Source organism: Chryseobacterium sp. GW821-FHT04C04 (genome assembly GCF_059420365.1).
The window spans coordinates 1,004,081-1,016,757 of sequence record NZ_JBWKTO010000001.1; the positions used below are offsets into that span (position 1 = coordinate 1,004,081).

At 37.6% G+C, this 12,677-nt stretch carries 9 protein-coding genes; 6 read left to right on the forward strand and 3 right to left on the reverse strand.

Annotation, left to right across the window (positions count from 1 at the left end):
* Positions 1-124: 124 nt before the first annotated feature.
* Together AC07UM_RS04510 and AC07UM_RS04515 are read left to right on the forward strand one after the other, a co-directional pair.
* The gene (locus AC07UM_RS04510) at positions 125-1,138 is read left to right on the forward strand and encodes an SDR family NAD(P)-dependent oxidoreductase (RefSeq protein WP_494684600.1); all 1,014 of its coding nucleotides are present in this window, start codon (positions 125-127) and stop codon (positions 1,136-1,138) included.
* 39 nt (positions 1,139-1,177) lie between these two features.
* Positions 1,178-1,984, forward strand: coding sequence for a helix-turn-helix domain-containing protein (locus tag AC07UM_RS04515; protein WP_494684601.1), 807 nt, complete (start codon positions 1,178-1,180; stop codon positions 1,982-1,984).
* Between the two features lie 508 nt (positions 1,985-2,492).
* On the opposite strand, the gene AC07UM_RS04520 is transcribed toward AC07UM_RS04515, so the two are convergent.
* A complete protein-coding gene (locus tag AC07UM_RS04520) occupies positions 2,493-3,659 on the reverse strand; it encodes a THUMP domain-containing class I SAM-dependent RNA methyltransferase (protein WP_103232067.1) in 1,167 nt (388 codons plus the stop codon).
* A gap of 137 nt (positions 3,660-3,796) precedes the next feature.
* On the opposite strand from AC07UM_RS04520, the gene AC07UM_RS04525 reads away from it, so the two are divergent.
* The 4 genes from AC07UM_RS04525 to AC07UM_RS04540 all read left to right on the forward strand — a co-directional run bounded on the left by AC07UM_RS04525 (position 3,797) and on the right by AC07UM_RS04540 (position 9,921).
* A complete protein-coding gene (locus AC07UM_RS04525; protein ID WP_494684602.1) occupies positions 3,797-4,522 on the forward strand; it encodes a class I SAM-dependent DNA methyltransferase in 726 nt (241 codons plus the stop codon).
* A complete protein-coding gene (locus tag AC07UM_RS04530) occupies positions 4,522-5,250 on the forward strand; it encodes a ZIP family metal transporter (protein ID WP_124530366.1) in 729 nt (242 codons plus the stop codon). Before AC07UM_RS04525 ends, AC07UM_RS04530 begins: the two co-directional genes overlap by 1 nt.
* Before the next feature lie 269 nt (positions 5,251-5,519).
* Positions 5,520-8,258 (forward strand): SusC/RagA family TonB-linked outer membrane protein, encoded by a 2,739-nt coding sequence (locus tag AC07UM_RS04535; RefSeq protein ID WP_494684603.1) that lies wholly within the window; start codon positions 5,520-5,522, stop codon positions 8,256-8,258.
* A gap of 10 nt (positions 8,259-8,268) precedes the next feature.
* On the forward strand, positions 8,269-9,921 hold the full coding sequence (locus AC07UM_RS04540; protein ID WP_494684604.1) for a RagB/SusD family nutrient uptake outer membrane protein: 1,653 nt from the start codon (positions 8,269-8,271) through the stop codon (positions 9,919-9,921).
* Between the two features lie 143 nt (positions 9,922-10,064).
* On the opposite strand, the gene AC07UM_RS04545 is transcribed toward AC07UM_RS04540, so the two are convergent.
* Both AC07UM_RS04545 and AC07UM_RS04550 read right to left on the reverse strand, forming a co-directional pair.
* Positions 10,065-11,450 (reverse strand): OmpP1/FadL family transporter, encoded by a 1,386-nt coding sequence (locus tag AC07UM_RS04545; RefSeq protein WP_494684605.1) that lies wholly within the window; start codon positions 11,448-11,450, stop codon positions 10,065-10,067.
* 53 nt (positions 11,451-11,503) lie between these two features.
* Positions 11,504-12,592 (reverse strand): prolyl-tRNA synthetase, encoded by a 1,089-nt coding sequence (locus tag AC07UM_RS04550; RefSeq protein ID WP_494684606.1) that lies wholly within the window; start codon positions 12,590-12,592, stop codon positions 11,504-11,506.
* Positions 12,593-12,677: the final 85 nt, after the last annotated feature.

The following is a 12,677-nucleotide window of genomic DNA, read 5'->3' on the forward strand; positions in this document are numbered from 1 at the left end:
TTTTATTCCTCTCCATGAATAGAATATAAAGGTGAAATTCTGAGCCAACATATTTGACATTTTAAACAAAATGAATACAAGGAATCCCTCTTAATTTTGCTATAGAAATTTAAAAACAAAAAAAATGGAACCAATTATCAGCACATTGCAGCAACCTATTCAATCGGGCTTTAATGCCTATTCAACCGCTCAGGAAGTGATTAAAGGAATTGATCTTACCGGAAAAACAATCATCATTACCGGCGGTTATGCAGGAATCGGGCTTGAAACCACAAAAGCGCTTACTTCAGCCGGAGCACATGTCATTATTCCCGCAAGAGATATTGAGAAAGCAGGAAAAAATCTTTCAGGAATTGAAAATTTTGAACTGGAAAAAATGGATCTTATGGATCCTGCTTCCATTGATGCCTTTGCAGAAAAATTTGTCTCGTCAGGAAGAAGTCTGGATCTTCTTATTAATAATGCAGGTATTATGTGGGTTCCCCTTCGCAGGGACAGCCGAGGGTTTGAATCTCAGCTGGCAACCAATTATCTTGGGCAGTTTCACCTTACATCAAAACTATGGCCGGCTCTGAAAAAATCACAGGCAGCGAGAGTCATTAATGTTTCGTCTTATGGACATCAGATGTCCCCTTTTAATTTTGAAGATCCCAATTTTGAGAAAAGAGACTATGACACTCTCGCAGGCTATGGACAATCAAAAACAGCCTGTAATTTATTTGCTGTAGAATTGGATGAAAGAGGAAAAGAACACAATATCAGAGCGTATTCTCTTCATCCGGGTTCTGTGTATGGTACTGATCTCGGCAGAGAAGAACCTATTGAACTTTTTAAACAGCTTGGAACCCATGATGAAAATGGAACGATAAAACCGGAGGTTGAAGCACGATTAAAAACACTTCAGCAAGGGGCTGCCACTACAGTATGGTGCTCTGTAAGTCCTCAGCTTAATGAAATTGGCGGTGTTTATTGTGAAAACTGTAATATTGCGGAGATAGACAAAGGTCAAATTGAGCATCGATTTGATGAACCGGCTACCATCCGTGGGGTACAGCCCTATTCTATCGATAAAAAAAATGCAGAACGGTTGTGGAAACTAAGCGAAGAGATGCTGGGATTCCGTTTTGATACGAAATAGGTGTTTTTTAAATACATTTGTAATGAAAAACTTTTGACAATGGATTTCCAGATACAATACCTCACACCGGATATCAAGCTTTCCAGTTATGACGATAAACTGTTCAAAACGGAAACGGTTTTTGAATACCATATGCTGGTTTGGTTTATATCCGGAGAAACGAAAATTATTCAGGCAGATAAAACCTATATTTTTAAAGCTGGGGATATTTTCCTCATCCCGAGGAATCATCTTGCCACGATCATCAATTATCCGAAAGACGGACTTCCTCATAAAGCAGTGGTCATGCATCTTACGACCGAACGTCTGAAACAATTTTATGCTTCTATTGATCTTAAACAGAAAGTGGCTCCGCGGGAATCCTGTGTTCACAGCTTTAGCAGTCATCCACTTCTGAACAGCTGTCTGGCATCTCTTATACCTTATTTTGAAGTTGAAGGACCTTTTCCTGAAAATATTGCTCAGTTAAAGATTACTGAGGCCATCAGTATTATAAGAGAAATTGATCAGAATATAGATGCTATACTGGCAGATTTTGATGAACCGGGAAAAGTAGATCTGATTAATTTCATGGAAAAGAATTATATGTTCAATATGCCTTTGGAACGGTTTGGATATCTTACCGGAAGGAGCTTATCTACTTTCAACCGGGATTTCAGAAGGATTTTCCTAACGACTCCACAGCGTTGGCTCACTCAAAAGCGTCTTGAACTTGCTTATTATCATTTATCCGAAAAGAATAAAAAGCCATCCGATGTTTTTCTGGAAGTGGGATTTGAAGATCTCTCGCATTTTTCACATGCCTTTAAAAAACAGTATGGTTTTGCCCCTTCCTTGGCACGATAAAATAACATAGGCTGTATCACAATGAATACAGCCTATTTTTATTTTGATATAAAACTAAAGTCTGCTATATAAACAAACCTGATTTAAAATAGATATACATTACCGCAGAAATAAAAAATGCGACCACTGAACAGCTGAACAAAAGCAGTTTGAACAGCGTTTTAAAATAATAAAGCTCCAGTACATGCAGGACAAAAAACATTAAAAACGAAATGCTGACTCCTATTAAAGAAGCTACCACTAAAGTTTGTGTATAGTTTTGTTCCGGTAAAGGATCTTTGAAAACAATAAAAAAAGAAAATGCAGCCAATACTAAACCTATTGCACTTACTTTCTCTGTGAAATATTTTGATTTTTTTGATTCCTTCTTTTGAGGCTTTTCATCATAATTCAGGCTCTTTCTGTCAGAATTTGAGCGTGATGATGAACCAGAGCCAGAATTTAACAGCCCGGATATACTAAAAAGAGTATCTAGCACTTCAAAAAAATCTCCTAACACTTTTTCTTACTATTTATTATCTTCAAGTTTATGGACCTTCTTCGTTCCTTCATACATTTCGTACTGTAAAAATCTTGTTTCCAGCTTTCCGTTGAAAAGTTTGATCTTTCTTGAAGGACGTAATCCGATTTTCTTCACTGCTTCCAGATCAGAAGAGATCAGCCATGCTAATGTATTCGGATAATGGGTTTTGAAGGTATCACCTATTTTTTTGTAGAAATCATCATCATTGATGGAAATTCTCTCATCGTATGGTGGATTGAATACCATTAATAAAGGGAAAAGTTCTTTTTTCGAATCAAAGAAATCCTGTTTTTTAATCTCGATAACATCTTCCATTTCTGCTGCTTCAACATTTATTCTTGCGGCATTCAGCATTCTTGAATCGATATCATATCCTACGATTTTTCCATCAAACTGTCTTACTCTGTTGATTCTGAATTCTTTAATTTTTGAAAACAAATCTGCATCATAATTTTTCCAGTTCTGGAATCCGAATCTCTTTCTGAAAATCTGAGCCGGAAGGTCCATAGCGATCATTGCTGCTTCAATCAACAATGTACCGGAACCACACATTGGGTCAAGGAAATTTCCTTTTCCATCCCAACCTGCCAGCTGAAGCATTCCGCTTGCCAGCACTTCATTAATAGGTGCTTCTCCCTGCTCTTTTCTGTACCCTCTTTTGAACAGAGCGTCTCCGGAAGAGTCCATTGAGATCATCACCAATTCTCTGTCGATATGAAGGTGAAATTTGATATCCGGTTCTCTGGTCTCCACATTCGGACGTCTTTTGAATTTGTCCTGGAAATAATCCACGATGGCATCCTTCATTTTTAAAGTGACAAACTGAGAATGTTTGAATGTTTCAGAGTTCACCGTTGCATCAATAGAGAAAGACTGGTTAACATCCATAAAGTTCTCCCATTCAAATTTGAACAATCTATCATAGAACTGATGTTGATTAAAAGCCTTAAACTCGTGAATTGGCACTAAGATTTTCAATGCTGTTCTCGCAGAATAATTGATTTTATAAAGAAAACCAAGATCCCCCTCACAATTTACTGCTCTGTTTTTAATTTCAACGTTTTTTCCACCCAGTTTTTTGATTTCTTCGGCAAGAATAGGCTCCAATCCGAAAAATGTCTTTATCTGTATTTTTATATTTTCTGTATCCATATGTATAAATTAAAAGTTTTAAAGTTTTTAAAATCAAAAGATTAGCTATGTAACTTATTGTCCAATTGAATTTCTCAATCTCTTAATGTTGTAAAATACTTTGCTTTTAACCGCACAAATTTAGTTATTTTTGCATTATGGAATGGTTTGAATCTTGGTTTGATACCCCTTATTATCATTTGCTTTATAGCAACAGAGACTATACAGAAGCTGAAAACTTCATCACAAAGCTTACTGCGGACCTTCAGCTTCCGCCTCAGTCGAAAATCATAGATCTTGCCTGCGGAAAGGGAAGACACTCTGTTTTCCTCAATAAATTGGGATATGATGTTTTAGGACTGGATCTTTCAAGACAAAGTATTGAATCTGATAAACAGTATGAAAATCAAACGTTGATTTTTGATGTTCATGATATGAGAAATCCCATTGATGCGGATCCTATGGATGCTGTATTCAACTTATTTACAAGTTTTGGGTATTTCGACAATGAAAATGATGACAGAAAAGTATTTCAATCCGTTTACAACGTGTTAAAGCCTGGAGGATATTTTGTACTGGATTACCTGAACGAGGAGTATGTAAGAAATATGTTAGTTCCTGAAACGGTTATTACCCGTGGTGATATTGATTTTAAGATCCTGAAAAAGATTGAAGGGAGACATATCATCAAAGATATCCAGTTTGAAGCAGATGGTAAACCGCTTCATTTCTTTGAAAAAGTAAAACTTCACCCATTAGAAGCCATTCATGCCTATGCTTCCGAATGTGGTTTTGAAAGAATAAAAATCTGGGGAGATTATCAGCTGAATGAATTTAAGAAAGAAAATTCTCCACGATGCATCAATTTATTTAAGAAAAAATAATGACAACAGTACTTTTACTGATTTTAAGTGTAGTAACAGGAGTATTTCTGGGAAAACACTTTGGTAAAAAAGAAAAACTAGCCAAAAACCTATTGATATTAAGTGCAGGGTTTTTGATTACCATCTGTCTCAATGAAGTTTTCCCGCAGGTTTATACCTCTGCAGGAAGCAACAGTCTTGGGATATTTGTGATTGGAGGAGTTCTTTTGCAAATGATTCTGGAAGCCCTTACCAAAGGCTTTGAACACGGACACTTTCACCACCATAGTGAGCACAATATTCTTCCTGCTGCCTTAATGGTAGGATTATTTATTCATGCTTTTATTGAAGGGATTCCTCTTGCCAATGAAACACATGAGATGTCTCCTTATCTTTGGGGAATTGTATTTCACAATCTTCCTATTTCATTTATTCTGGGGGCATTTTTATTCAATAGAAAAGGAGAATCAAAGAGTTCTTCATCATATCCTTCCATTCTCATTGTAGCCTTATTTGCTTTGGCTTCTCCAATGGGAATGCTGTTGGGAAATTATTTCAATCCCGATCTTCAGCCTTATTTTCTGGCTATTGTAGGGGGAATTTTCCTTCATATCTCTTCCGTGATCATTTTTGAAAGCAATAAGAATCACAATATCGACTGGACGAAGATTGGCCTGGTTGTTTTAGGAGTTTCACTGGCATTGATGATGCATGTTTTCCATCAACATCCCGCTGCTCATTCTCATTAAAAATAAAAAAAGCTCCGAAATTCGGAGCTTTTTTTATTTTAATGATACATGTTTTCCATGATCATTCTCGTTAATCTTTACTCATAACAATTTAGACAAATAAGTTAAAATTTGTTTTTTTTAAAATATTTTACATTAAAAAATAAATAAAAATTAAATATTTACATAATAAAACAAAATAAAATATATTTTTTAACATTTTTTAACATATATATAATAACAATACATTGTTTTTTGTACATTGGCTACATTAATAGCACCTAAAATGTATGAAAAAACATAAAAATTTAACAACATCAGTCTGTTTTTTTTTAGTGACCGGTTTTATAGCGGCCCAGAATACAAAAAAAACAGATTCTTTAGAAGAAAAAAAGATTGATGACATTGTAATTATCGGTTACAAGGCACAGAAAAAATCCAGTCTTACAGCTGCTGTTTCTGTTATTTCCGACAAAAAACTCCAGGATTCCAACACCCCCAGCGTATCCGGTCTTCTGCAGGGAAAAGCTGCCGGAGTTCAGATCTTGCCCGGTGGAGGTTCTGCAGGCTCTGTAGCCACTGTAAAAATCAGGGGCACTTCCACGATCAATGGTCCCAGTTCTGCCCTTTGGGTGGTGGATGGTGTAGTAATGCCCTATACTCCCAACCTGGACCCCAATCAGATTGAAAGTATCAATATCTTAAAAGATGCGGCTTCTACAGCCTTGTATGGCTCCAAAGCTGCCAATGGTATAGTACAGGTATTTACCAAATCAGGAAATTCCGGAAAAGGAACATTAAGTGTTTCCCTCAATAATTCTTTTAATGTTTTTAACAACGGGCGCTTCAAACTTATGAACGGAACGCAGCTGTATGATTATTTCACGTCATTAAAAGGAACCCCGGAAATCCCTGGAACACTTAGAAGCGATGGCTACAACTGGCTGAAAGACGGTACACAAACAGGAACTGTACAAAACTATACTATTGATTTTAGAGGCGGGTCAGACCATTCCAAAACCTATATTTCAGGAAATTATTATAATGAAACCGGAACAATTAAAGGAGATGAATATAACAGGCTCTCTTTCAGAATCAATCATGAGCAGACTATAAAACCATGGTTAATACTGAAGCCCAAAATCAGCTTATCATATAACAGGGGAAAAGATACTCAGGCTTCACTTTATCAAATGTACCTTAATATGCCATGGGATAACCCCAGAGATGCCAATGGAAATCTGATCCGGGTTGATGAGGATTACACAAATTGGTATGGAAGGGATAAAAGTAGTTACCTTTATGACCTTCAATGGAACTATGGTAAAAGCAATCAGCTGGATCTCATAGGAAATATAGATGCTGAAATCAAGTTTACCGATTATCTCAAATTCATCACTACAAACAACGTTACCTATAAAAACTATGATGATATGTACTATACCGATCCCAGATCGGTCAGCGGAACAAGTAATAAAGGGGAGCTAACCGAAAACTACCAAAAAGATATTAGCAAATTTTTCAACCAGATGCTGAGGTTTGATAAAGATTTTGGAAGTCATAACATCAATGCATTAGCTGCGTATGAATATACTGACAGATTCTATAAGGAATCACGTGCAGGTGTTTATGGTGTAGTACCCGGTACAGATGTTTTTAATACCGGTGCCACCACAGGACAAAAGCCAAGAGGGAGAAAGATTGACCGCGCTTATAATGCTTTTCTCTTTAATACCGAATATGTATATGATAAAAAATACTTTATCCAAGGATCCTTAAGAAGCGAATCATCTTCTGCATTCGGTGCCAGCAAGAGAAATGGCTTATTTTATGCGTATAGTGTGGGATGGAATATTCATAAAGAAAATTTTTTCAACATAAAACCTGTTAACGAATGGAAGTTACGAGCAAGCAGAGGACTTGTGGGAAATACACCCAGTCCTGATTACGGATGGCAGGACCTATATACACTTACAGAGAAATATAACGGACAGATAGGAGCAACATGGTACCAGCTCGGAAACCCTGGACTAACCTGGGAATCTATTTATCAAAATAATATTGGTACGGATATCAGAGCATTTAACAACAGGCTGACTTTAAATATTGATTATTTTAATAATAAAACGAAAGACTTACTGGTGCTTGTCCCTCTGCCATCACTGACAGGTGTTGACAGACAGTACCTGAATATAGGTGACGTCAAAAACCAAGGCTGGGAGTTCAATGTAAATTATTCCATTATCCGCTCAAAAGATATCAGCTGGGATCTGGGGTTCAATATCAGCACCTATAAAAACAATGTCCTTTCTACCCGAAACAACAGTACACAGGTATTAGATAATTATCATGTAGCCATACAGGGATATGATGTTACCTCTTTCTATATGAGAAAGTGGCTGGGTGTAAATCCGGACAATGGTGAAGGACAATGGGAGATAATTAATCCGGATGGAAGCAGAAGTGCTACCTCAAAATATAATCTGGCTTCCGTACAGGTGGTAGGAGCTGCTACACCAGATTATTACGGTTCTGTAAGTACTAATCTGAATATCAAAAATTTCTATCTTGCCGCGAATCTTTATTTTTCACAGGGTGGACAAGTGTATAACTCATACAGAGAATTATTTGATTCAGACGGTGCCTATCCTTATTACAACCAGATGGTTTTAAAAAATGGATGGACAAGATGGGAAAAGCCGGGAGATATCGCAACCCACCCGGCGGCTGTATACAACAATAATTCATTAACAAATAAGCCTTCATCACGTTATCTTGAGGATGCCAGCTTTGTCAAGTTAAGATCCCTTAGAATAGGATATAATTTACCGGCAGCTCTAACAGAAAAGATGAAAATAAAATCAGCGAATATTTATATTATGGGTGAAAATTTATTTACCATCACCCAATTCTCCGGAGTAGATCCGGAAGTTGGTAATGCAGATAACCAAACCGCCTATTCTGGCAATGCAGGAGCTATTTACCCTATTCCGAGAAGATTTTCTTTAGGCTTAAACTTTTCTTTTTAAAAAAACAATTATGAAAAAAATACTTATTCCCATTCTCATAGTATCATTAACGGCATGCAACATAGACCGTTCACCATATGATTCAAAGGAGTCTGAAGTTATTCTGGCGGATGCAACAGGGCTGAAGACCATAACACTGGGAAATTATGCATTGCTTAAAGGGGATGCTGATGGCGGTGGCTTTTACAACAACCTATACAGGATCAGTGAATATGGTGGTGATAATATTGATATCAGCGGAACTACCACCGATCCATTCTTTTATTATTATAATTACAAAAGTATTAAAAACAATGCCCGCACCAATACCATCTGGAACTCCGGATACAAGGCTATTATTGGATGTAACAGAGTCATATCAAAGGTTACCGAAGGAAAAGACACAGAAACAGATCAGCTCATAGGCGAAAATTATTTCTTGAGAGCTTATGTTTACTTTTCTATGGTCAATGTATTTGGAAGACCATATAATCAAGGGACGGGCAATTCTGGAGTACCCTTAAAACTATCTGACGATGTCAACGATTTGCCTGCCAGAGCCACTGTGGGAGCAATATACAATCAAGTGGTAGACGATCTTCTGAAAGCAGAAAAACTGATGACCCTGAATAAAGATAATATATATGCATCCAAAGAAACAGCGCAGGCTTTACTCTCCAGAGTCTATTTATACATGGAAAACAATGATAAAGCGATAGAATATGCAGATAAAGTCATCAATTCCGGGAAATATACACTTCTATCTAAAACAGAATTGCCTGCTTATGCCACCAAAACTCCCGAGACCAATACAGAAACTATTTTCGCATTTAAATATAATAAAGATGGAGATTATAGTGATGGCTGGTATACTATAGGCTCTATGTATGCCACCATACAGAATGTGGGATGGGGTGAAATGTACGCTTCTTCCTCTTACCTGGATCTTATCAATCAGAACCCTCAGGATGCAAGGCTGAAGTTTATTTCTCCCAAATACAGCAGTCCGGCAGTTCCTGTAGCATATTGGGTACAAAAAGGAACCAGCTCATCCGGTGCCGCAACCTACAGTTATCAATTCCAAAAGACCTTCCAGCAGAATGGAAATACTTATTTTACCATAAATAATATCAATTATCAGGTACAATCTGAAGTCACATCCAATAAAACAAACTATTATTTTGTTAATGCAACCGGTGGAAAAACGTCTGTTTACCTGGATAATGATATGGATAAAAGAAATGGATATCCTAAGTTTTATGTTTTAAAATGTTCATTACAGGAAGGGGTTCCACAATTGTGGTCTCCGGTCATTATGAGACTGACAGAAATATATCTGAACAGAGCCGAAGCCTATGCGAAAAAAGGGAACACTGCTTCAGCACTCGCAGACGTAAATACCATCAGAACAAGAGCCGGAATACCTGTATATAATTCAGTCCCTACAGGACAGACTACTCTGGACGCTGTTCTACAGGAAAGAAGGTTGGAAATGGCTTTTGAAGGACATAGAAGATACGATATCTTCAGAAATAAACTGGATCTCGACAGACAATATCCCGGAACCCATTTAAGCGGAAATAATGCCTTTTACACAGTACCTTACACCCATAACAGAGTGATCGAATATATTCCTGAGCAGCAGATTCAGATCCAGCCGAATCTGCTGCAAAATCCGGATTAAAGAATTGATATTGAATAATCAACACCTTCCAAGAATTATATATTCATATACTTCTATGGCATTTAGGACGAGACAAAATCAGCAAAAAAAGAGGCTGCCCAAATTTTCGGGCAGCCTCTTGTATATTTTTAAAATTTTTAAATTTAGAATTTCCATCCTACAGTAAGGAAGAAATTGTTTCTGTTACTTTTTACATCACTTACTGCATATGAATCACTTTCGAAGATTTTATTGGCAGAATAGTAAGATGAATCAAAATTATCACCCATATATCCTCTCATAAAAGGATTGGCATATTTAGAAGAGATATTCTGATAAGATGCATCTACATAGAAAGATTTGAAATCATATCCGATACCGAATGAAAGCGTATTTCTATCACTTAATATCAGGTTGCTGTAAGACTGATCTCCTACACTTCCTGCATCATTAAATCTGCTGATCGTAAGTGCATCAAAAGGACTAGACTGGTAAGAATAACCTCCTCTCAATCTAAACTGCTGTACTCTGTACTCAGCTCCTACTCTTACTTCTGAAAGATTTTTGTAGTTATCCTTAAAGAAGTCATTCAACTCTCTTTCTGCACCACCATATACTTTATAGTCAGGTTTTGTAAGCCCAAGGGTATAATCTACGTTCAATGAGAAGTTTTTACTTGCTACAAATGCAGCACTCACGGTTGCTTTAAGCGGTGAAGTAAACTTTCTGTTTTCAGCACCCATATCGTCTCCATAAGTAGGGTCATTATAGAAATAGTAGTTTCTGTCTATCGTCCAGAATGTAGGCGTTTCAAGAGACGCTCCTACTCTGAAATTAGGACTTAGCTTTCCGATTACCCCTAATGAAGCAGAAAAACCTGAAGATCTTTCTGAATAAGGAGTATCCTGCTTACTGAATCCTTCTGTAGAATTATTAGTAAGATTTCTGTAAAACAAGCTGTCATATTGATCAATTGAAGCATTGAAAAAATTGAAACCTGCTCCCAGATATAAATTATGATTATAATTCGCTCCTACCCCAAAACTCATTTTTGACAAATTACCGTATCTTTCATACATATGCCCTGCCAATGCCGCATCTTTCGTTATATCCGCTTTATCAAAAGCGTACACGATATTATTATTTCCCGGTGACTGAATTACATTATCAAGTTGTTGATTGGAAAAATTAATACCAATATTAATAAACTTCCATCCAGTTTCTGTCATCAGTGGGAAAGCAATTATTCCCCCTGCATTTCCAAGATCACCTTTCGTTTTGCTATAGTCTATAGTAGATCCTGCCCAAGAGCTGCTGTTTTTATTTCCTAAAATAGATAAAGTTCCTGAAACCTCTCCTGAAATAGCTACCCCTAAACCTGCCGGGTTGGTAAGCAAAGAATTTGCATCACCACCTAGCGCACCATTAGATCCAGCCATTGCATTAAACTTAGCCGATCCCACCATAGGAGTACTTGAGTAAACATCCACAGTATTTCTTATTACAGAAACATCCTGAGCCTGCGCATAAAATGCAGCAGAAATACTCATTAATACTAAAGATTTTTTTAACATTATTTTTTAATAGTTTATTAGTTTGAAAATTATCTGAAGCCACCTCTGCCTCCGCCGCCGGATCTCATTCCGCCTCCGCCGCCTGAAGAACCGCCTCTGAAGCCGCCTCCACTGGAACCACCGCTAGATCTGAAACCTCCTGAATCATTAGATCTGAAGCCTCCATTATTATTGTTGTTATATCTTGGCTGTGGTTGCTGATAATTGTAATTAGGTCTTGTTTGTGGTGCAGAATTACGGAATCCACCGTTCCCATTACTATTTCTGAAACCTCCGGAATTCCCGTTTCTGAATCCGCCATTGCTGTTTCTGAAACCACCACTTGAGTTCGAATCTCTGAAACCACCATTATTGGTGTTTCTGAATCCGCCGTTTCCATTACTATTTCTGAAACCTGAATTATTTGTATTCGTTCTGTATACAGCGTTCGCTACTCCAGTATTCTGGAATCCTCCTCCGCTTACACCACTTCTTCTGTAAACAGGTCTGTTGTAGTAGCCACCACCCCAGTAACCTCCTCCGTATCCCCAGTAAGGGTTTCCGTAGCCGCCCCAGAATGGATCATAGTATCCTCCATAACCATATCCCCAGTATGGACTTCCCCATCCGTAAGAGCCTCCCCAGCCCCATCCGAATGATCCGCCCCAACCCCAGGACATGCTTCCTCCCCAGCCCCAGCCACGATTCATACCCCAATATGGGCTATAGCCACCATACATTCCCCAAGGAGATCCCCATCCCCATGAGTTATCATAGTAGTTCGTTTGAGAACCTGAATAAAGTCCCCAATCGGAATCTGTAGCATTGGTGTTCCAATTCGGATTGGTACCACTCCAGTCATTATATCTGTTTTGCTGTTCTCTGGAATTCGTTTGTGCATTTTGAATCACATTAGAATCCTGATAGTAGTCATAGTATTCTCCTACCCTGTTTCCGCTATCATTAATGATAACTCCTTCAGGTAGCGTATCCTTATTGGGGTCGTAATACACCCCGTCTGTCTCGCTATACCCTCCCATCTGAGCACCACAAGACACAAGTAATAATCCGCCCGATATGGCCAAAATCCCTTTGGATCTTAGCAGACCAAGCAAATTTTTATGTATATTTCTTTTCATGATAACGTAAAAATTTTTAATTTAAATTATATTTGCAATCTGTACCAAAAATGTACCAAAGCACTGGTAGAAAAATCTATCAAAA